This window comes from Paraburkholderia sp. CNPSo 3274, assembly GCF_024206475.1.
Lineage (GTDB): Bacteria > Pseudomonadota > Gammaproteobacteria > Burkholderiales > Burkholderiaceae > Paraburkholderia.
Genome location: NZ_JAMBPR010000011.1, coordinates 128,527 through 148,084, shown reverse-complemented (window position 1 = coordinate 148,084; position 19,558 = coordinate 128,527). Strand labels below are relative to the sequence as shown.

The following is a 19,558-nucleotide window of genomic DNA, read 5'->3' as shown; positions in this document are numbered from 1 at the left end:
AAATGACGATGAATACGCAAACCGCGAGCAACGATCTGCGCGAACGCGTGATCGACGCGCTGCGCTCGGTGTTCGATCCGGAGATACCGGTGAACATCTACGATTTGGGGCTCGTGTATCAACTGGACGTGGACGCCGAAACGGGTCGCGTGACGATCCGCATGACGCTGACCGCGCCGGGCTGCCCGGTCGCGCAGACGTTTCCCGGCACGGTCGAAGAATACGTGAACGACGTGGAGGGCGTGAGCGCGACGAATGTGGAGTTGGTCTGGGACCCGCCGTGGACGAGAGCGCGCATGTCCGAAGCGGCGCTGCTGCAATTGGGGATGCTCTGACATGGCCAATTGGGTGGACGTGGCGCCATACGCCGAGTTTCAACCGGGCTCGGTACGTAGCGTCGACGTGGACGGCACAGCGGTCGCCGTGTTCAATCTCGAAGGGATCTGTTATGCAATCGAGGACACCTGTCCGCACGATGGCGGCGTGCTCACGGGCGGCGACGTGGAGGGCGACGAGGTGATTTGCCCGCGACATGGCGCCCGTTTTTGCATCAAGACGGGGAAGGTCCTCGCACCGCCCGCGTATGAGGACGTTGCGGTGTTCGCGGTGCGCGTGGAAGCGGGCATGGTGCAGGTTCGGGATACGCGCTGGGACGAGGGCTTTTCCTGAGCGCGGAAGGCATGGCGGCGCCTCGCGCGCAGTTGTCAGCGGCATAATGGGTGCGCGGATTGGAGGAGCGGTGGCTTGTTCCGATCGCGCCGATCTCCGCGCTTTGCATGCGTTGCAACTATCGAGAGGCATCCATGAAGGCACTGTTCCATCTTGCGGCGGCCGCCGCGGCAGGCACGCTCGTCATGTTCTATCTGGACCCGGTTTCCGGTCCGCGTCGCCGCGCGCGGCTGCGGACCACGCCGTTTTCGCGTCATGGCGGCCGTGCGAACGCTCACGGCGATGCGACTCAGCTTGGCGTAGACGGTGAACTGGCGGGCCCGGGCGGCGGCATTGGCACCGCGCCGTGAGCGCGTTAAGGCGAGCGTCTTGCGCGAGAGCGGCTATGAAATGGAAACAAATCGCAGAAGGCAGAGCGCCGCCTCGGCGCGGTCGATGTGCTCGTGAACAGGTGGCGTCAGTTTCATCTAAGCCACCTGTTCAATTTCCGGTCGCGGTGCTGTGGCCATTTCATTTAGTTCATCTTGTTTGCTAACCGGCGCGTGAGCGCCGCGCAATCTTCATACCTGAATTCAAGACCGGTTTTATCGCCGCAGTGCCAATTGAGTGCCGATTCAGCGCCAAACTTACCAATCGAAAATATTTCGTAAGGAGTCTGACGCCGAGCATTCATACCCCGATGCTCTAATCCTCATGCCGTGTAGCCTCCGCATTCAGCTGGCATGAGTGCCACGATGCGGGCTGCATAACGCCTTTGCCGGCTTCACGGTGATCCCGACAATACGAAACCAACCAGGAGCCGAATATGCAATGGCGTCACGTCGCAGTTGGTTCGCTCACAGCCGCAGCATTCGCATCGACAGTTGCGTGGAGTGCTGGTGACGATCACGACAAGAATCATCCGGAACACGGTCACACTGCCACCCCGATCAAGCACGTGGTCGTGATCTATGGCGAGAACGTTTCGTTCGACCATTACTTCGCGACCTATCCGCATGCGACCAACCCGTCCGGCGAGCCTGCATTCAAGGCGCAACCCGGCACGCCCGAAGTGAACGGTCTTACGGGCACGCTGCTGACCAAGAACCCGAACTCCACGAATCCGGGCAATGGCGCGGGCGCGGCCAATCCGTTCCGTCTGGATCGCACGCAGGCGGCCACGGCCGACCAGAACCACGCTTATACGGCCGAGCAGCAAGCGTACGACGACGGCCGGGCCGACCTCTTCCCCGAGTTCACGGGTAATGGCACGAGCGGCGGCGCTGGCGCGTTCGGCACGAAGGGCCAGGTGATGGGCTATTACGACGGCAACACGGTCACGGCGTTGTGGAACTACGCGCAGCACTTCGCGTTGAGCGATAACGCCTATACGTCGACCTACGGTCCTTCGACGCCCGGCGCGCTCGAAGTGGTCTCGGGTCAGACCAACGGCATGAAGGTTGTGCTCACAACGAAGAAGCCTTCGACCGCCGGTTCGTACTATGTGAACGACGGGCAGAACGGCTTTACGATGATCAACGACGTCGATCCGGCCTACGACCTCTGCTCGAGCACGACCGATCAGGCGCAGATGACCGGCAAGAATATCGGCGACCTGCTGAACGCGCGTAATGTCTCTTGGGGCGGCTTCATGGGCGGCTTCAACCTCGCGACGACGAACAGCAACGGCACGACGGGTTGCAAGCGCAGCACGCTCTCGCCGGTGGTCGGCGCGTCCACGGCCGACTATATTCCGCACCACAACTGGTTCCAGTATTACGCTTCGACGTCGAACCCGCAGCATCTGCGTCCGGGCTCGCTCGCCGCGATCGGGCACACCGTGGGCAAGAATGGGAACCCCGACCCGGCGAATCACCAGTACGATATCGACGACTTCTTCAATGCCGTGAAGGCGGGCAATTTCCCGTCGGTGAGCTTCCTCAAGGCCCCGGCCTACCAGGATGGCCACGCGGGTTATTCGGACCCGCTCGACGAGCAGGCTTTCGTCACAAAGGTCGTGAACTTCCTGCAGCAGCAGCACGACTGGGAAGATACGGCGGTTATCGTGGCATGGGATGACTCGGACGGCTGGTACGACCATGCCTACGCGCAGCCCACTAGCGCCTCGTACGACAGCGTTGCCGACCAGTTGACCGCGGCCGGCATCTGCGGCACGGGTACGGCGCCGGCCGGCTTGAGCGGCAAGCCCGTGAACGGCCGCTGCGGCCCGGGCACGCGCATTCCGTTTGTGGTGATCTCGCCGTGGGCCAAGGAGAACTACGTCGACCATACGCTGATCGACCAGTCATCCGTGGTGCGTTTCATCGAAGACAACTGGCTTGATGGCCAGCGCATCGGCGGCGGTTCGTTCGATGCGACGGCAGGCAGCATCATGGGCATGTTCGACTTCGACCGCCGCGGCCGCGGCCACGAAGACCGCACGCTGTTCCTCGACCCGACGACGGGCGTGGTGCTCGACAAGGCACCGAGGATTTGACAGGTCAGGATCGCTTGTCGTTGATGTGTGAAAAAAGAGCGCGCCCCTGCGAGATTCGTCAAGCAGGGGCGCGCTGCGTTTTTCAGCAGTCGATCACGCGGGGTGGGAAGCGTGCCCGTGATCGCCTGCTCCGCGCACGTCGTCGTATTCGCGCGAAATATCCTTGTTCGTGTAGTCGCCCATGCGCCAGGCGGCGAGCAGACTGATCACCGCGCACACGGCGATATAGATCGCAATGGCATAACCCGTGCGGTAGTACGCGAAGAGCGCCGTTGCGATCAACGGCGCCGGGCCGCCGGCAATAACGGAAGCCAGCTGATAACCGAGTGAGGCGCCGCTGTAACGCAGCCGCCCCGTGAACGATTCGGCGATGAACGCCGCCTGCGGACCATAGAGCATGGCGTGCGGCACGAGCGAAAGCACCACGGCCGCGAAAATCAAAGCTGTGTTTTTCGTATCCACCATGCCGAAGTAGATAAAGCCGAAGATGCCCGCGGCCACCGCGCCGATCATATACATGCGCTTGCGTCCGATCAGGTCGGACACGTGCCCAAAGAATGGAATGGTCGCGAACTGCAGCACGGCGGCCGCCAAAACCGCGGTGAGCATGAGGTCACGCGAAACGTGCAGCGTCTTCACGCCATAGGTAAAGACGAAGGCCGTGTAGATGTAGAACGGCGCCTGTTCGGCCATGCGCGCCAATGCCGAGAGGAGAATGTCCTTGGGCTGGCGGCGAATGACTTCGAGCATCGGCGTTTTCTCGATCCTGTTCTCGGCGAGGAGCTTCGCGAAGATCGGTGTTTCAAGAATGCTCAGGCGGATATAGAGTCCGATCGCGACCAGCACGATGCTGAGCAGGAACGGCACCCGCCATCCCCATGTCATGAAGGCGTCTCCGGAGAACTGGCTGACGGCGAGCACCACGAGATTGGCGATAAAGAGACCCGCCGGCACGCCGAATTGCGGCCAGGAAGCGACGAAGCCGCGGTGCGAATTGGTGCGCGCCCATTCCATGGACATCAGGACCGAGCCACCCCATTCGCCGCCCACGCCCACGCCCTGAATGAAGCGCAGCACTGTTAGGAGAACGGCGCCCCAGATGCCAATCGATGCATAAGTCGGAACAAAGGCCACGGCAAAGGTGGCGAGCCCCATGAGCAGCAGCGTGACGATCAGCGTGGCTTTGCGGCCGACGCGATCGCCATAGTGGCCGAATATGGCTGCGCCAACCGGTCGGGCGATGAAGCCCACGGCATAGATGAGAAAGGCCTGCAGGGTGCCAACGAGCGGGTCGGATTCAGGAAAGTACAGCTTCGCGAAGATAAGCCCGGTGACAATACTGTAGAGGAAAAAGTCGTACCATTCGATCGTCGTGCCGATGGTGCTGGCAATCACAGCGCGGCGCAACTGGCGATGGGCGTCTTCCTCCGAAAGGAGCGTGGCTCCCGGTTGATCGGCATTCATTTCGCACCCCCAAGGAAAGGGCGATATGGCCAGTGCAAATCGCATGGCCAGGGCTCCCGGTGGCGCGCAATAAACGTGCCCCAATCTGCCGGGATGATGGCTTCGCCGGATCGGGTGGAAGTGATACGTCCCTCGCTATCGCTCCATCCTGATTGGCATGGGTTGAGACGTTGTTATACAAGTAGATGGTATATCACGTTGTGATGCAGTGTGCGTGTTTTGAATGAAATCGCCATGCGGCAGTGCATCACGCAACACAGAGACGCGATGATCTCCCAGCTATCCTCGCAGGCACTCAGCCCTTCGGAGTATATTGCGCGGCATCTGCAGAATTTCGCCTCTTCCACACCACCTTCGGCGTTTGTGGATCGGCATCCGCAATTGATCGTGTGGAATGAGGACGTATGCCTAGTCGCGGGCGTTCTGTTCGTTGTGCTCGCATGCATCGGTGCGCACCGGGACAAGTGGGCGCTGTGTGCGCTGACTCCTGGAGTGTCGTTCGGCCGGCGTCATTAGGTCTGGTGGTCCTGCGCCTGGCGTCAGTGGTTCGCGAGCGCGTGCGCGCAATCATCGCCGGCAATTTCGCTTGCGATTGCCGGCATGCCCTTCATCCGACAACGGCTTTCAACGGTATCAGCCGCCATTCGCCGGCGGTCGCGAAAGCGATGATCTGCGAGAACGTGGCGGGCGCGCTTTTGAAAATCTCGGCCTCGAGCGCGGGTACGTCGCCGGTGCGATGAATGATCGAATCCGGGTCCTCGTCCAGCAGCCCGTAGAACACCTCGACGACGATGCGGCCGACCACCGGTCCAAGACGCGTCAATGCGCCGACGCCGAGCTTGTCGTCCTGTGTGCCGAGCATCGTGTCTTCACTGAAAGTCACGCCAACGGGCGCAAGTTTGAGCACCGGAAGTTGCGCTTCAGCGACGATATAAAACCATAACGGCGTGTCGTCCTTGAACGTGTCGCCAAGCGCAGGGCTCTCGCCATCCGCATTCAGCGATGCAATGCGATCGAAGCGGAAGGTCTTCGACGGGTCGCCCGAAACCTGTGTGCGGACCACGAGTTCGTCGGGACCGAGCGGCGTTACGCCAAGCGCACTCGCCACCGTTTCGCCGCTCGGCAGGCCGTAGACGTTGCCGCGCAACAGGTTGAGCATGGCGAGCGAACGAAAGCCGTTTGCCGATGCCAGTTTGTTTGCCGCGTCGGGAATCGGCACATCGGACACGCTGTGCGGGAGTTTCGAAAGGGGATCGACGAGCGACGTATCGAACTTGTACGCGTATTGCAAACGCTTGACGTCGTTCGAAGCATTGTCGGCAATACCGGCGGCGGCTTTGTTCGCGCCATCGAGTCCGGGTCCGCCTTTCTCGCCCGGTAGCGGATGCTCGCGCGGGAAGAAGCGTTGCCAGTCGTCGATCACGTGCGTTTCGGGCAGCCGGTCGAAACCGACGAGGCTATCCTTGTTCGCATTCGTGCCGTCGAATATCGGTGCGCTGAAATTGTCGTTCAGCACATAGCCGTTGCGCACGCCCGAGTGGCCATACCGGTATGCGGCTCCCGTGAATTCGCGCGGCAGGTTGCGTCTCGCTGGACCCGGACCATAGAGCTTGTAGGCATGCGCACGGTCCTGGTCGTGCGCGGTCGCGAATGCTTCGACGACAGACGAATCGACGATCCGATGCAGGAAGTCTTCGACCAGCACGCGCTGATAGGCCCAGCGCACCTGCGCGCGCGCCGCTTCGAACAGATCGCTTCCGCGCAGCGTGTCGTCGGCTTTCGCGAGCCGCGCGACCACGCGGTTGTGAAAACGCAGGAACAGCATCTGAATCTGGCAGACGATCGAATTCTCGTCGTTGCGCTTGTCGCCGATAATCGCGCGAGCGTTATACGCATTCTCGGTTCGCGGCAGATCGTCGTGACCCTCGATCAGCGAGGCGCCCTGATAAATCCCCTTATTCGGGTGGTTTTCGTCCGCATACATATAGGGCGCGTCGTCGGGTCCCGGGCCGTAGACGTTGTCGAGATCGAAGCGCGGCGTGCGCAGATTCGTTGGAAGCTGGCCAGTCGTGCGCGCCTGGATCAAGGTCAGCTGCGACGTGGTATCGAGCGTCAGGTCGTGATCGATGAACTGGCCAAAATACGTGTATCCAGCCGGTACATAAAGGTTCTCCTCGGGGTCGGGATCGTTCGATACGGTCTCCGCCGCTGACTGCATACCTCGGGCGAGTACGGCCAGGTGCGCGGGGTCATGGTGATTGAAGCGCGGCGGGAAAATCGAAGTCAACTCTTCGTTCAGGCGGCTCATTCCCGCATGGGCTTCGACGAGGTTGCGCGGTGTACCTTGGGGATTCATCATCGTTATCCTAAGTAATTCATCGCAGAAAAGACACTTCGCAAGCGAGCTGGCGAAGGACCCCGTTCGACTTCGGACCAAGTGGATTATTTTGAGGCGCTGCGGCGACGATCGCCGCAGACGGAGAGGGCGGATTGACAGGACGTGGAGTTAATCTTTTTGAAAGCTTTGAATGTGCGCTAACCCCCGCTTGGGCGGCGCTTCGATTTGCGAACGTTCGGAAACGCATGTAGGCAATCGCGCCGAAACGGTCCGGTTGATTTTTACGTTACGGTATTCGCGTGCTGCGCGCCGAACTGCAGCGCCGCGAGCTGCGCATAAAGCGGCGAACTCTGCAGCAGGTCCGCATGCCGCCCTTGCGCCACGATGCGGCCCTGGTCCATGACGACAATGCGGTCGGCTTGCTGCACGGTGGCGAGACGATGCGCGATGACGAGCGTCGTGCGGTTTTGCGCAGCGTTGTCCAGCGCCGTCTGCACGAGCCGTTCGCTCGCGGCGTCGAGCGCGCTGGTGGCCTCGTCGAGCAGCAGAATGGGCGGATTTTTGAGGATCGCGCGCGCGATGGCAATACGCTGCCGCTGGCCGCCTGAAAGGCGCACGCCGCGCTCGCCGAGGAACGTGTCGTAGCCTTGCGGCAGTTCGTCGATAAAGCCGGCCGCCGCCGCCATGGCGGCGGCGCGCTGGACGGCTTCGAGCGTGGCGTCGGGCGAGCCGTAGCGAATGTTGTCGAGCACGCTGCCCGAAAAGATCACCGACTCCTGCAGCACGACGCCGATCGCCTGGCGCAACGCCGCGAGCGACACCTGTTGCGTCGGGACGCCGTTGATGCTGAGGCTTCCCGATTGCGGGTCGTAAAAGCGCAGCAGCAATTGAAAGAGCGTGGTTTTGCCTGCGCCCGACGGACCGACCAGCGCGACATGCTCGCCCGGGCGCACGTCGAGCGAGAAGGCGTCGAGCGCGGCAATGCCGGGGCGCGAGGGGTAGGAGAAGCCAATGTTGTCGAACCGGATGCCCGCGCCGTGAGCCGGCAGCGGCACGGTCGCCGCCGCCTGCGCCACGGGCGAGCGCGCGGCGAGCAGTTGCAGCAGCCGTTCGGTGGCGCCAGCGGCCCGTTGCAGATCGCCCCACACTTCGGCAACGGCGCCCACGGCGCCGGCCGTGAACACCGCGTAGAGAATGAACTGGGAGAGCTGGCCGGCGCTCATCTGGCCGGCCAATACTGCCTGCGCGCCGAGCCAGAGCACGAACACGATGGCGGCGAACACGAACACGATCACCACGGCCGTCAACCCGGCGCGCGCCCGAATGCGTGTGAGCGCCGTTTCGAAGGCCGCTTCCACGGCGCCGCCAAAGCGCTTTGCCTCGAACGATTCCTGGGCATACGACTGCACCGTGGGCATGGCGTTGAGCACTTCGCCCGCCAAAGCGCTTGCGCTCGCCACCTTGTCCTGGCTCGCGCGCGAAAGCCGCCGCACGCGCCGCCCGAAGATGACGATAGGTGCGACCACAACGATCAGTGTGGCGATGATGTAGCCGGACAGCACCGGGCTCGTCGCGACGAGCATCGCCACGCCGCCGACCGTGAGGAGCAGGTTGCGCAGGCCCAGTGAGAGGCTGGTGCCCACCACGGTCTGGATCAGTGTCGTGTCGGTGGTCAGACGCGAGAGCACTTCGCCCGTTTGCGTGGTCTCGAAGAACTGCGGGCTCATGCGTATCACGTGGTCGTACACGGCGCGCCGCAAGTCGGCTGTCACCCGCTCGCCGAGCCACGAGACCCAGTAGAAGCGCAGCGCCGTCGCCGCGGCGAGGATCAGCGAAACCACGAAGAGCGCGATGAAATAGCGGTCGATATGCGCGCGATCTCCGCTGGCGAAGCCACGGTCGATCAGGTACTTGAACGCCACCGGCAGCGCGAGCGTCGCGCCCGCCGAGGTCAGGAGCGCGAGGAAGGCAAGCGCCCAGCGCCCCGCATAGGGGCGCAGGAAGGGCAAAAGGGCGAAGAGGGGCGCGACGCGTGAAGGGCGGCGGGCGGCGACATCTGGCATGGAGCTTCCTGGCGGATCGACAATGAAGGGATTGTGCCAGCCCGTGGCAGGACGAGGCTGGCCCTGGCTTACTGCGCGGGCGGCGTGGCTCCATTGCGCACCTGCTCGCGCTCTTCCGGCGTCATCTGCTGCCACTGTTGCCACTGGTGCCAGTGCATGCGTCGGCGGCAGCCGCCATGTCCGCGGAATCCGCCGAACAGGATCCGGCACAGCACCAGCAGGCCGATCGCGCGTGGATAGTCGATGGCATGCGCATTGGCCACGATCGCCGGTGCGATCCAGTTCCACAGGCCCATGACGATCCCGCCCAGCACGGCGATGACCGCAATCATCAGCAGCGCCTTGGCAAACATTTTGCGGCGAAACTTCATTCCAGTCTCCTTCGGTTCAAATCTCGAGGTCGTCCCATGACGCGCGCAAACGTTCGCGCAGATGCAGCACCGCATAACGTTTGCGCGCCAGCAGCGTGTTCACGCCTACCCCGCTCGCTGCGGCCAGCTCCTTGAAACTGCGCCCGTCCAGTTCGTGCGCGATGAACACCTCGCGCTGGCTGACGGGCAATTCGTCGAGCGCGGCGCGCAGTGCGTCGAGCATCGCTGCGCGCTCGTAAGCGGCCTCGGGGCCGGCGTCGGGCGACGGCAGCGCGAGGTCGAGGCGGTACTCGCCTTCGTCCTCTTGCGGCTCGATGAGCGACACTTCCCTGCGTTTGCGAAACCGGTCGACGATGCGATTTCGCGCCACGCGAAAGAGCCACGCGCCAACCTGCTCGATAGGGTCCGGCAGGCGCCACGCCTGGACCAGTTCCTCGAACACGTCCTGAAGAATGTCCTCGGCTTCGTCCTGGTCGATCACGCGGCGGCGGATGAAATTGCGCAGCCTCGGGCGCTCGCGGGCGACCGTGTCGGCGATTTCGCGGTCCTGCGTACTCAGCGGGCTCGGGGTGGGCGGCGGTTCCATACCCGTGTAGACGATCCGGAAAGAGAAATATTGTGACGCGTAATCGCCGGATTTATGTGGCATGAATATTTCGCTAAACAGGGCCGGAGATAGCCGCATTTTTATTGACATCGGTCACTATATTTCGGTCACAATGCAGGCGTCGAACAAAACCAATAAATTCACACGCAATCGGTCATGCACCTTCACGAGCCTGGCAGCGGTACTGCGTCAAAAACTCTGGAACTCCTCGCGGACCCTGGGCAGCTGCCCCTGGAAACACCGCTGCCATTGGCGGTGTTTCACCATGATGGAACGATGCTACTGCCGCAAGGCGGTGTGCTGAACGGCGAGCAGCGCGACTTCCTCTTCGCGCACTTCCAGCCTTATCGCAACACGGCGGAGGAGGCGAGTCTCGCGAGCGCGCAAGACAGCCTGGGCGAGCGTGGCGAGCGTGGCAAAGGGCCGTTGACGCTGGACGACATGAATCTCGCCATTGGCGCGCTGCTAGGCATACGCAGCCAGGCGGGCACGGGGCGCGAGATGCTGCCGTGCCGGCTGATCGGTTTCCGGCCGGGCGGCGCGATGTTCGTCACGCCACCCGCCGCGTCCAAGCCCGCGTGGGAGCCGTTCCAGGGCGAGCAGGTCGAGATCGTTGCGATCGCAACACAAGCCGTGTTCTGGCTCGTCTGCACCGTCGAGGCGGTCTGCACGCATCCGTTCCGCTATCTCGTGCTCTCCGAACCGGGCACGATTCGCCGGCTGCGCGAACGCCGGGCCGTGCGCGTGCGCACGCAACTCGCAGTGCGCTATGGCGTGGACCTGACGGGCTCGGAACTGGACCGGCTCGGCATTGGCTGCGATATCAGCGTGCTGGGCATGTCGCTCGCCGCCGGGCGCAAGATTGGCGAGATTGGCGAGCGCATTTGCGTGGTGTTTCCAATTGAAGCGGGGAACATGGGGGCGACGTTCCAGGCCGTCGCCGTGATTCGCAATCTGCGCGCCGATACTCCACAGGAAGGACTCACCTTGCACGGACTCGAATTCGACGCGATTTCTCCCGAGAACCAGGTCGCCCTCAAGACGTTCGTGTTCGATCGGCAGGATGCCGTGTCTTACTGGGCTGGCATGCCGACCTGAACCCGCCAAGGGATAGCGCTTAATTCCGCTTACCGCGCTTTGCCGCCACCGCGCCTTTTTTGGCTGCCGCAGCGGTGGCCGTTTTTTTCGCGGCGGCTTTGGGGGTCGACGCTGCGGTGGGCGCTGCGGTGGACGGCGCGGCGGCGAGTGTGTAGCCCTGCGCTTTCGCTGTCATGTGCTCGGCAATCAATTCCGTCTGAAACCGGTTGATCGTGTCGGGGTCCGTAAAGATGGTCTGCGTGTTGTTTTGAGCCAGGTAGCCCGGGCCTCCCGGCGCGCCCTTGATTACGAACGTTCCCTCGCCGGACGCCGACCAGTTCACCGATCCCTCGCCGCCCACCTTGCCATCGGCCACGAATCCCTTCGTATGACTGATTTGATGGGTCGTCGACTCGCCGATTACGAAGAACGTGTTGAATTTGACCGGGTCCTGCGCAATATCGGACTCGAGTAGCTTCTTTTCATGCACACCGGCCGCCTGGCTTTTGTCGAGCGTGATCATCATGGTGATGGACGGGTCGAGCGCTTGCTGCATGAGGATTTCGTTGAGCTCTTCGTCGTCGAATCCGAACATGTTCATGTAAAGCGAAACGCTGGCGCGGGAAAGGACGTACTTCAGGATGTCGTGGACGTCGTCGCGTCCCACGTAGAAGAGATGGAAGTCCTTGCTGGCTGTGCTCGAATAGCTTTTCTCGCGCGTGTATTGCTGCAGTTCGAGCAGATCGAAAGTCTGCAGGGTTTGCGTGACATCGGATATGACGTTGCTCGCACTAACGTTCTCTGCCATTTCAGGTCTCCTCGTTTGGGTCAGCGCAATGACCGGGTATTCGTACTCGAAGGCACGGGTGTGAATGTGCAATTTGGGTCTTTGTGCGCCGGATCTTTGCAGCATGCCAGCAAGGCATCGACCGACGCGACGTTTGCCTTGTCCCATTGCTCATTACTCATCGCGTTGTCGGTCGGCATCCAGTGGTTTAGTGGATAGTTGTTGGCGAGCCGGTCGTTTCCTGGCGCTTTGAGCTTGCCCACCGAAAGCCCGAGAAAAACCGTACAGCTCTGCTCGCTGCCGATACGGTGGCAGCCAATGCAGGTGTTGCCGGGTGTGCTCATCGTCATGAGGTGATACGACGAGAAAGCCTGCCCGATGCTCGAATACTTCCCCCATGGGTCGGTGGGCACCTTGTCCCACACCTGCCCGATATACGGGCTGAAGATAAAGGGTCCCGCGTCGTGGCATTTTAGACAGGTGGGGTTGTCCGCAGTGCTGGAGGCGACCATGGCGGGTGTCGCCCAGAATTCGACTGCGGAGAGCTGTCCTGCGGGCGGCCTTCTCTCGTTTGGCGGCGGCACACGTGTCGCAACGAATCCGCTACTCGCTGGCACGTCGGCTTGCGATTTGGGTAGCGGCGGCGGCTTCGACGCGAACCAGCAGGTCTTGCCGTTGCCCGAGTGATGCATCACGACGACTACGAGGTCATAGTGTGGATCGTTGTCGCCGCGCGGCACATCGCGACGGCAGTACGCGGAAATTTGCGTGTTGCCGCGCGACAGATTCAGAATCTTCGAAAACGGCGTGCATTGACCGTCTGCTTCGGTGCGTGGGTGTAGCAATGAGGGCTTGTCGCATCGCTTCGGGGACTCATTTGGGCCGGGCGGCTTTCCATCGATCGTAATGGGAATATCCGTTCCGTCATTGCAATTGAACGGTGGGATTTCGCCAATTTCTCTCACGCATTGATCAGCGTATTCGAGCAAGGTCTGCTCATGCGTGAAGGCAGCAAGGGGCACGGCGAACAAGCAGCACAGAGCGAACAAGCGGGCGCGGACAGACATGGTCATCCTCCGCTTTTCATCTGCATTTGCGCGACTTTGCGAATCGCTTCGCGATACTTCACGTAGCCTGTGCATCGGCACAGGTTTCCCCCCACCCAAGTGTCGATTTCCGTTTCGAGCTGGTCTGCGCTGATACGGTACGCCTTCACATGTTCGAGCATGGCGGTCGCCGCCATCAGAAAGCCCGGCGTGCAGTAGCCGCACTGAAATGCGAAAGACTCGAGGAACGTCTGCTGCAGCGGCGAAAGCTTATTGCCGTCCGCGAGGCTCTCCACGGTATAGATATGTTGATTCGCAAGCGCGCTCACAGGCGTGACGCACGCGAGGGTCTTCTCCATCAACGCGTCGTGGCTGCTGCGCAGGCCGACGGTGCACGCACGGCATGCGCCAATGCCGCAGCACACCTTGGTCCCCGTCAGGTCGAGGCGCTCGTGAAGGTATTCGGCGAGGCTCATGTCGGTATCGGCGGCCGGCACAGTGACGGCGTGTCCGTTCACGTGAATCTTGATGGCGGCTTCGCTCACTTCAGGGCCTCGCGTATCTTTTCGGGCGTGACGGGGGTTTCCCTGAAGCGATGCCCGGTTGCCATGGCCAACGCGTTCAGGATTGCCGGCGCAATGGGACACATCACGGCCTCGCCGATGCCGCGCGCGCTGTGATGGTCCCCGTCTGGCGGCGGCAGCGCGATCAGTTCCTGCTGCGGGACGTCGGTCATACGCGTGATGAGGTAACGGTCGAGATTCCACTCGCCGTTGCCGGGGCCGTAATTGTCCAGCGGACACGACTCGCTCAACACATTGCTCATCGCCATGGCCACCGCGCCTTGCGATTGGCCTTGTACGATCTCTGGGCAAATGAGGCGGCCGGCGCTGAGCGTCGTGACGACATGTTCGACCTTCACGTGGCCGCTTTCGGGGCTCACGGACACCGCGACGAGCGCTGCCGAAGGCGCATAGTTCGTGCGCCCGAAATTGAACGTATCGGTTGGCGGCAGCAACTTGCCTTGAGGCAAGCTCTTGAGATTGTGCGTATCGGTGCCAACGGCTATGAAGTCGCAGTCCATCTCGAAGGAGCCCGACGCGAACGTGTACGTGCTTTTCCAGAACCCACCCGCATAGGTGACGTGAGCGGCGGCCACGGTAGGCAACTGCCGGCGGTTGATCTCGTCGAGCAACGCAGGCCAGTCAATTGGCTCGCGACCCGCGGCGGTCAGCTTTCCGTTTGTCCACTTGAGGTCTTGCCGCGCGATGTGCGGGTTGCGCCATAGTGCGCGTGCGGCAGGCAGCACGCTTTGCAACATCAATACCATTGCCGCGCGGTCTACCGCCTGAAAGTGATGGAACGCACCGAGGCAGGCGCTCGAAGAACTAAAGGGGCCCGAGATCGCTTTGCTTCCGTAAGCGTCCAGGATGCCCAGCTTTGTGTAATCGAAACCCGGTATCTGAAACGCCTCGACTTCGTTCATGGTGATTTTCTGCGCGTTCTGCCCAAGGTAGCTGGCAGGCGCGAGGGCTAGCGTGGTCGCCGCGCCATTGCCCATGTCCGTGTAATGCGTGAGCACATGCAGGCCCGCGTTCGGCTGAATCTGCACCATCGCGAATACGGCGTCTTTGCCGGTGCCGTATGCCTGATTCGACATGGCAAGCCCAACGCCATATCGCAACCCGTGTGTGCGCCGTTGCGCGCGCACGCTTTCCCTGTTGCGCCATAACTCGTGCGCTTCAAGCCGGTTCAGCAGCTCGGCGAGTTGCAGGTCGAACAGAATGGGTGCGCCCGTGATTGTTTTGCCATCGCCCTTGCTGAGCAGGTTGTTGTGCCGGATATCGAACGGACTTTTATTCAGCGCCTGGGCGGCCTCGTCCATGAGCGTTTCGATGGCGAGATAAGCCTGTGGAGCGCCGAAGCCGCGCTGCGAGCCGCCGAACAACGCAGGCGTATAGCTCACGTAGCTTTGCGCAATGGCGCGCGGAATGTCGTAGCAACTCATGGCGCTCATGGCGGCAAGGTCGCCAACTGGGCCCGTGAGATTCTCTTTGCCGCCGCCATTGAAGCTGAAGGAACTGATGAGTGCCTGGAGCCTGCCGTGATCGTCGAGCCAGATGGACTCCGTGAAATGCGTTTCCGCGCGCTTCAAACCGACCTGAAACTGTTCATAGCGCGACTGCTGCCAGCGCAACGCCCCCTTCGCGAATGGCGCAGCGAGGGCGAGATAAACGGGAAAATTCGATTCATCGCGGCCGCCGAATCCGCCGCCTGGGTAGCAGCTGATCACGTGAACGTGCTTGACGTTGATATTGCTGTCCTTAAACACCTTACCTGCGGATGTGCAATCGCCGCGCGGCGATTGCGTGCCAAGCACCAGATTCAGACAACCGGAATCCGCCTGAAACCACGCCAGCCCCGACTCCGGCTCCATGAAGACGGGATCCATTGCGGGCGTTTTGAAAGTGCCATCGAACTGGTGCCACGTCTTGCTGTCGACCTTGGCGTTGGCTCGATCGAGAATTTCTTTACTCGCGCTGTTGCGCGCGGCGGTGAATTTCTCCTCGGGGAGGCTGTTCCTCTGGAGGTTCGAAAACGACCTGGCGTCGTCGCGGACATAAGCCTTGGATGCGGACGCATACAAGGTGGTGACGGTGCTTTTCGGTACCGTTGCGCCGTAACGAATCACCGACGTGTTGAAATCGAGCAGTTTCTTTGCGTGGCGATAGGTATCGAAGTCTTCGAAGATCAACAAGGCGACGGGCTGGCCGTAGCAATTGGCGGGGCTGCCTTCCTGCGCAAAAAGATAGATATCCTGGTGACCGACCGGATCCTTCTCGGAAGCGAGATAGATGCGATTGTCATTCAACGTCTGGTTGGATACCACGGCGATCGGGCGAAGAGGGTGCGGCAAGACGCTCAGGTCGAAACCTTCGTAATTCCTGTCGATGCAGTTGCATCTCAGGGCGTATAGCCAGTTTTCCTCTTTCGGCCAGCCGTCGAAATCGCGCGCCTTGTAATCGCGTGCGTAGAGCTTCCCGCCTGTGACCTTGGGCACGCCCTCGATGCGCCAGCGCGCCTTGCCCGGCTCCGGCGCCCAGTCGGGCGCGCCATTCGGCGCTTGCGGCGTGGTGTGGGCGTTCGTCGCGGCATTCGCTGTGGCGTTTGCGGTAGAACTGGCGGCGGCGAGGGCGGTGATGGAGCTGACCGAGACCGTGAATGCGCCACTCCCCATGGCCTTGAGGAATGTCCGGCGAGTGATCGGAACATCGCAAGCCATGTTGCGCCTCCACGTACGGTAACCAGAACCTTACGCGTGTGCTCACAGGTTTTGGGCGGCTGCCCATAGTCTATGAACAGGCCCAGGCAAATTCAAGGAAGCGGCTATGCGCTTCCAGGCAATACCCGCAGCGTAATCTGCGTTATTTCATATCGCGCGCTACGCGAAATCCATTGGCTTCGTAGCGAACGCTGCTGTCGTATTTAAAGCGCGTGGCGGCGAGCATATAGCCCGCGCCGTCGCGCCACGATCCGCCACGGATCACGCGCGTCTGGCAGTTGGGCTCGTCCCACGAGTGGCCATCGTTCGGCGCGTTCTTATACGAGTTATGCCAGCAGTCGCTGACCCATTCCCAAACGCCGCCGGCCATGTCGTAGAAGCCAAACGCATTGGCCGGAAAAGAGCCGACGTCGTCGGGCGCCTCGACGTGCCACGGCGGGCCGCAGTCCTTGCAGTTCGCCGTGCCCTTGCGCATGTCGTTGCCCCACCAGTAGCGTGCTTCGGTGCCGGCGCGCGTGGCGTATTCCCATTCCGCCTCCGTCGGCAAGCGATAGGGTTTGCCACTGACCTTCGAAAGCCATTTCACGTATTGCTGCGCGTCGTCCCAGCTCAGGTCGCGCACGGGGGCGTTCGGCGAGACGTTGTTCTCGTTCGACAGGCGCGGGCAGGCGCCGGCGGCGACGCACGCATTCCACTGCGCCACCGTCACCGCATACTTCGCGAGCGCATAGCTATGGCTGATCGTCACGTGATGCGCAGGCCGCTCCGATGCGTCGTCGGTGTCGATGCCCATGGTGAAGTTGCCTGGCGTCACCGCGATCAGCACCGGGCAAGATGGGCAGTCCTGAATGTCGTGCGGACCCGGCTTCGAAATGGCGGGGCTCGCCTTCGCAGCAATCGCCGCGGCTGCGGCCGTCGCCGCTGCCGTGGCCGCGGCGGGAGGCGCGGAGGCGGGCGCTGCCTTGGTCTGCGCGGCTGGCGGTGTGGGTGACGGGGCGGCCGGAGGCGGCGGTGTCTTTGCCTGAGGCGCTGGCGCTGGCGCGGGTGCCGGCGCGGCGGCAGCGGGGGTGCTAGCCGGGTGCAGGGTGGACGTAGCAGGTGCGGCGGACGCTGCAGGCGGTTTCGATGCTTCCGCACGCAAACGTGTCAGGCGGGCCTGCGCGAGCGGCGCGAAGCGTCCATTCGGATAGGCCTTGAGATACGCCTCGTAGTCGCTCGGGTATTGACTGTCCTTGATCGAATTCCAGAACGTGATTTCGTATTCCTGGGAAGTGTCTTTCGGCATCAGGCCGACTCGCACGATCGCTACGCCATAGCGTTGCCGCGCTGCGCTGGCCGCGGCGACCCAGCCATGCGCGGCGGGGGCGGTTGCGTACCGACCAGGGTCTCGCAGCTCGAGACGCGGCTGCACGCGAACCGGAGCCGGACGGTCATGCGCAGCCGGCGCGGCTGAGCGTAGCGTCGAGGTCAGGCCTAGCGAGATCAACAGGCACACAGGCAACACTAGCCGCCACATGTTCGTTCTCCCTATCAGGTGCCAGCCGAGGTGCAAACCCAGGCGTCATCGCCTTCCAACGCCGACAGTGCGCTACCCCGCTGCAGTCGCCGGCCGCGCTCGCGTGAAACGCGGGCCGCCGCCGGCACAAGCACTGCCTGCGCACAACTACAAAATAGCACGCACGCCGGGCGTTGCAGTAACTGGGTGGCACTCGCGCGCCCGCGCCGATTTATCTCCATCCGCTTGAATCCGTCCTAAGCTGTAGAACACGCACCGAACTCCAAAGCCGCGCGCCGTCTGCCGAACAAGGAGCACGAAGATGCAACGAAGAGCAACCCTGTTGGCCCTGGCAGCGGCCGTTCTGATGCCGCGACTCGCGTTTGCCGAGCGTACCCCGTCGCCGCCCGGCGCGGAGGTCTACATCATCTGGCCGCCCGACGGCGCGACGATTCCCACCGGCAAGTTCTGGGTGCGCATGGGGCTGCGCAACATGGGCGTCTGCCCCAAGGGGATCAACAAGGCGAACACTGGCCATCATCACTTGCTCATCGACACGGATCTTCCACCGCTCGATCAGTCGATCCCGTCGGATCGCAATCATCTTCATTTCGGCGCGGGCGAAACGGAAGCCCGGATCGAGCTTCCGCCGGGCAAGCACACGCTCCAGTTGCTGATGGGCGACTACAACCACGTGCCGCACGATCCGCCGGTGTACTCGAAGAAGATCACGGTCACGGTCAAGTAGCGAAGGACGTCCGTGTTTAGCCGCAGCGCAAAAGAAGCGGGAGTGCATGCCATGAACAGGTTCCTTGTTTTTGCTGCCAGCCTCGTGCTGCTCGCGGGCGGTGCGGCGCATGCAGGCACGACGCCGGCCGACCCGAACGCGCACGTCTATATCGGCTGGCCCAACGACGGCCAGGTCATGCCGGCCGGGCGGCCATTTCGCGTCTGGTTCGGCCTGCGCAACATGGGCGTGGCGCCGGCTGAAGTCGAGTTTCCCAACACGGGCCACCACCATCTGCTGGTCGATACTGACTTGCCGCCGATGGATCAGCCCATTCCATCCGATCGTAACCATCTGCACTTCGGCGCCGGCCAGACCGAAACCATGCTTCAGTTGCCGCCGGGCAAACACACGCTGCAACTGCTGATGGGCGACGCGCACCACGTGCCGCACAACCCGCCTGTGCATTCGAAGAAAATCACCATTTACGTTAAGTGATTCATACGATTCGATCGCGCACACCACGGCGACACACGAACGTTTGCGACGCTTTCACGTCACTCCGCGAAGCGTTGTTCGCAACACACCAACATAAGCCGATCGACGAGTTGGCGCACACCCATCACAGTGCACGACTCGCGCGCGCCACGCGCCGCGCGTGAGACACCGGGAATTCCAGAATAGTCCTTATGAAACGGGCGTTGTGCCGAGGCGCGCTCGCGCGTTCGTGCACCTGGCACGCCTCATGCCTTGTTGGACCCGAGCCCGCAACCTTGCAGCTCAAAACCCCAACAATGTTGCATCCTATTTCTGGAGAACTGCCATGAGCAAGCTGATGATCGCCGACCTGAGCGTCGCACAAGAACTCGACCGCCGTGAAATGAGCGCCGTACGCGGCGGCCTGGGCCTCTGGCCCGTCTACTACCCGACGCCGAGCGTGAAGGTCGACTCCACCAACTTCACCGCAGAGCAGCTGATCGGCCAGACGAACACCATCCTGAGCAACACGGGCAATGACGTGGCGTTCGTGAACAACCTCCATTCGTCGGTCAACCCCGTGCAGACGGCTCACAACACGATCAACTTCTGATCGTGCTGCCAGCCGTGGAGGCTTACCCGCCTCCACGGCGCCGCCCTCCACCGCATCCGTTGCAC

At 62.2% G+C, this 19,558-nt stretch carries 18 protein-coding genes; 8 read left to right on the top strand and 10 right to left on the bottom strand.

Going from position 1 to position 19,558, the window contains the following annotated elements:
- Positions 1 to 8: 8 nt before the first annotated feature.
- The 4 genes from M3I54_RS10080 to M3I54_RS10065 all read left to right on the top strand — a co-directional run bounded on the left by M3I54_RS10080 (position 9) and on the right by M3I54_RS10065 (position 3,145).
- Positions 9 to 335: an SUF system Fe-S cluster assembly protein gene (locus M3I54_RS10080; RefSeq protein ID WP_254335274.1), complete on the top strand. Its 327-nt coding sequence runs from the start codon at positions 9 to 11 to the stop codon at positions 333 to 335.
- Position 336: 1 nt separating this feature from the next.
- Positions 337 to 669: a non-heme iron oxygenase ferredoxin subunit gene (locus tag M3I54_RS10075; protein WP_254335272.1), complete on the top strand. Its 333-nt coding sequence runs from the start codon at positions 337 to 339 to the stop codon at positions 667 to 669.
- A 134-nt stretch (positions 670 to 803) separates the two neighbouring features.
- The gene (locus M3I54_RS10070) at positions 804 to 1,019 is read left to right on the top strand and encodes a hypothetical protein (protein ID WP_254335270.1); all 216 of its coding nucleotides are present in this window, start codon (positions 804 to 806) and stop codon (positions 1,017 to 1,019) included.
- 455 nt (positions 1,020 to 1,474) lie between these two features.
- A complete protein-coding gene (locus M3I54_RS10065) occupies positions 1,475 to 3,145 on the top strand; it encodes an alkaline phosphatase family protein (protein WP_254335268.1) in 1,671 nt (556 codons plus the stop codon).
- 93 nt (positions 3,146 to 3,238) lie between these two features.
- On the opposite strand, the gene M3I54_RS10060 is transcribed toward M3I54_RS10065, so the two are convergent.
- The 5 genes from M3I54_RS10060 to M3I54_RS10040 form a co-directional block, all read right to left on the bottom strand.
- Positions 3,239 to 4,609, bottom strand: coding sequence for an MFS transporter (locus M3I54_RS10060; protein ID WP_254335266.1), 1,371 nt, complete (start codon positions 4,607 to 4,609; stop codon positions 3,239 to 3,241).
- Between the two features lie 607 nt (positions 4,610 to 5,216).
- Positions 5,217 to 6,968, bottom strand: coding sequence for a peroxidase family protein (locus M3I54_RS10055; protein WP_254335263.1), 1,752 nt, complete (start codon positions 6,966 to 6,968; stop codon positions 5,217 to 5,219).
- Between the two features lie 260 nt (positions 6,969 to 7,228).
- Complete coding sequence (locus M3I54_RS10050; protein ID WP_254335261.1) at positions 7,229 to 9,010, bottom strand: ABC transporter transmembrane domain-containing protein; 1,782 nt, start codon at positions 9,008 to 9,010, stop codon at positions 7,229 to 7,231.
- A gap of 68 nt (positions 9,011 to 9,078) precedes the next feature.
- Positions 9,079 to 9,381, bottom strand: a complete 303-nt coding sequence (locus M3I54_RS10045) for a hypothetical protein (protein ID WP_254335259.1) — start codon at positions 9,379 to 9,381, stop codon at positions 9,079 to 9,081.
- Positions 9,382 to 9,397: 16 nt separating this feature from the next.
- Positions 9,398 to 9,967, bottom strand: coding sequence for an RNA polymerase sigma factor (locus M3I54_RS10040; RefSeq protein WP_028204274.1), 570 nt, complete (start codon positions 9,965 to 9,967; stop codon positions 9,398 to 9,400).
- A gap of 297 nt (positions 9,968 to 10,264) precedes the next feature.
- Here M3I54_RS10040 and M3I54_RS10035 point away from each other — a divergent pair, with 297 nt between their 5' ends.
- On the top strand, positions 10,265 to 11,086 hold the full coding sequence (locus M3I54_RS10035) for a flagellar brake domain-containing protein (RefSeq protein ID WP_254335257.1): 822 nt from the start codon (positions 10,265 to 10,267) through the stop codon (positions 11,084 to 11,086).
- A gap of 19 nt (positions 11,087 to 11,105) precedes the next feature.
- On the opposite strand, the gene M3I54_RS10030 is transcribed toward M3I54_RS10035, so the two are convergent.
- The 5 genes from M3I54_RS10030 to M3I54_RS10010 form a co-directional block, all read right to left on the bottom strand.
- Positions 11,106 to 11,873, bottom strand: a complete 768-nt coding sequence (locus M3I54_RS10030; protein ID WP_254335255.1) for a hypothetical protein — start codon at positions 11,871 to 11,873, stop codon at positions 11,106 to 11,108.
- Positions 11,874 to 11,893: 20 nt separating this feature from the next.
- The gene (locus tag M3I54_RS10025; protein ID WP_254335253.1) at positions 11,894 to 12,919 is read right to left on the bottom strand and encodes a hypothetical protein; all 1,026 of its coding nucleotides are present in this window, start codon (positions 12,917 to 12,919) and stop codon (positions 11,894 to 11,896) included.
- Between the two features lie 2 nt (positions 12,920 to 12,921).
- Positions 12,922 to 13,443, bottom strand: coding sequence for a (2Fe-2S)-binding protein (locus M3I54_RS45105; protein WP_254335251.1), 522 nt, complete (start codon positions 13,441 to 13,443; stop codon positions 12,922 to 12,924).
- Positions 13,440 to 16,181 (bottom strand): xanthine dehydrogenase family protein molybdopterin-binding subunit, encoded by a 2,742-nt coding sequence (locus M3I54_RS10015; protein ID WP_254335249.1) that lies wholly within the window; start codon positions 16,179 to 16,181, stop codon positions 13,440 to 13,442. Before M3I54_RS10015 ends, M3I54_RS45105 begins: the two co-directional genes overlap by 4 nt.
- A 142-nt stretch (positions 16,182 to 16,323) precedes the next feature.
- Positions 16,324 to 17,697 carry a formylglycine-generating enzyme family protein gene (locus M3I54_RS10010; RefSeq protein WP_309249596.1) on the bottom strand — a complete coding sequence of 458 codons (1,374 nt, stop codon included), beginning with the start codon at positions 17,695 to 17,697 and terminating at the stop codon, positions 16,324 to 16,326.
- Positions 17,698 to 17,998: 301 nt separating this feature from the next.
- Between M3I54_RS10010 and M3I54_RS10005 the strand changes: the two genes are divergently transcribed.
- The 3 genes from M3I54_RS10005 to M3I54_RS09995 all read left to right on the top strand — a co-directional run bounded on the left by M3I54_RS10005 (position 17,999) and on the right by M3I54_RS09995 (position 19,493).
- A complete protein-coding gene (locus tag M3I54_RS10005) occupies positions 17,999 to 18,424 on the top strand; it encodes a DUF4399 domain-containing protein (RefSeq protein WP_254335239.1) in 426 nt (141 codons plus the stop codon).
- Between the two features lie 51 nt (positions 18,425 to 18,475).
- Positions 18,476 to 18,901 carry a DUF4399 domain-containing protein gene (locus M3I54_RS10000; RefSeq protein WP_254335237.1) on the top strand — a complete coding sequence of 142 codons (426 nt, stop codon included), beginning with the start codon at positions 18,476 to 18,478 and terminating at the stop codon, positions 18,899 to 18,901.
- 325 nt (positions 18,902 to 19,226) lie between these two features.
- Positions 19,227 to 19,493: a hypothetical protein gene (locus M3I54_RS09995; protein ID WP_028204267.1), complete on the top strand. Its 267-nt coding sequence runs from the start codon at positions 19,227 to 19,229 to the stop codon at positions 19,491 to 19,493.
- Positions 19,494 to 19,558 lie beyond the last annotated feature (65 nt).

What these genes read in the sequence shown, in the direction of transcription:
- M3I54_RS10015 (WP_254335249.1), bottom strand. Translation starts at nt 16,181, where the DNA reads ATGGCTTGCGATGTTCCGATCACTCGCCGGACATTCCTCAAGGCCATG.
- M3I54_RS09995 (WP_028204267.1), top strand. Translation starts at nt 19,227, where the DNA reads ATGAGCAAGCTGATGATCGCCGACCTGAGCGTCGCACAAGAACTCGAC.
- M3I54_RS10060 (WP_254335266.1), bottom strand. Translation starts at nt 4,609, where the DNA reads ATGAATGCCGATCAACCGGGAGCCACGCTCCTTTCGGAGGAAGACGCC.
- M3I54_RS10005 (WP_254335239.1), top strand. Translation starts at nt 17,999, where the DNA reads ATGCAACGAAGAGCAACCCTGTTGGCCCTGGCAGCGGCCGTTCTGATG.
- M3I54_RS10025 (WP_254335253.1), bottom strand. Translation starts at nt 12,919, where the DNA reads ATGTCTGTCCGCGCCCGCTTGTTCGCTCTGTGCTGCTTGTTCGCCGTG.
- M3I54_RS10055 (WP_254335263.1), bottom strand. Translation starts at nt 6,968, where the DNA reads ATGATGAATCCCCAAGGTACACCGCGCAACCTCGTCGAAGCCCATGCG.
- M3I54_RS10045 (WP_254335259.1), bottom strand. Translation starts at nt 9,381, where the DNA reads ATGAAGTTTCGCCGCAAAATGTTTGCCAAGGCGCTGCTGATGATTGCG.
- M3I54_RS10000 (WP_254335237.1), top strand. Translation starts at nt 18,476, where the DNA reads ATGAACAGGTTCCTTGTTTTTGCTGCCAGCCTCGTGCTGCTCGCGGGC.
- M3I54_RS10050 (WP_254335261.1), bottom strand. Translation starts at nt 9,010, where the DNA reads ATGCCAGATGTCGCCGCCCGCCGCCCTTCACGCGTCGCGCCCCTCTTC.
- M3I54_RS10040 (WP_028204274.1), bottom strand. Translation starts at nt 9,967, where the DNA reads ATGGAACCGCCGCCCACCCCGAGCCCGCTGAGTACGCAGGACCGCGAA.
- M3I54_RS10070 (WP_254335270.1), top strand. Translation starts at nt 804, where the DNA reads ATGAAGGCACTGTTCCATCTTGCGGCGGCCGCCGCGGCAGGCACGCTC.
- M3I54_RS10075 (WP_254335272.1), top strand. Translation starts at nt 337, where the DNA reads ATGGCCAATTGGGTGGACGTGGCGCCATACGCCGAGTTTCAACCGGGC.
- M3I54_RS10010 (WP_309249596.1), bottom strand. Translation starts at nt 17,697, where the DNA reads ATGTGGCGGCTAGTGTTGCCTGTGTGCCTGTTGATCTCGCTAGGCCTG.
- M3I54_RS10030 (WP_254335255.1), bottom strand. Translation starts at nt 11,873, where the DNA reads ATGGCAGAGAACGTTAGTGCGAGCAACGTCATATCCGATGTCACGCAA.
- M3I54_RS10035 (WP_254335257.1), top strand. Translation starts at nt 10,265, where the DNA reads ATGCTACTGCCGCAAGGCGGTGTGCTGAACGGCGAGCAGCGCGACTTC.
- M3I54_RS10065 (WP_254335268.1), top strand. Translation starts at nt 1,475, where the DNA reads ATGCAATGGCGTCACGTCGCAGTTGGTTCGCTCACAGCCGCAGCATTC.
- M3I54_RS10080 (WP_254335274.1), top strand. Translation starts at nt 9, where the DNA reads ATGAATACGCAAACCGCGAGCAACGATCTGCGCGAACGCGTGATCGAC.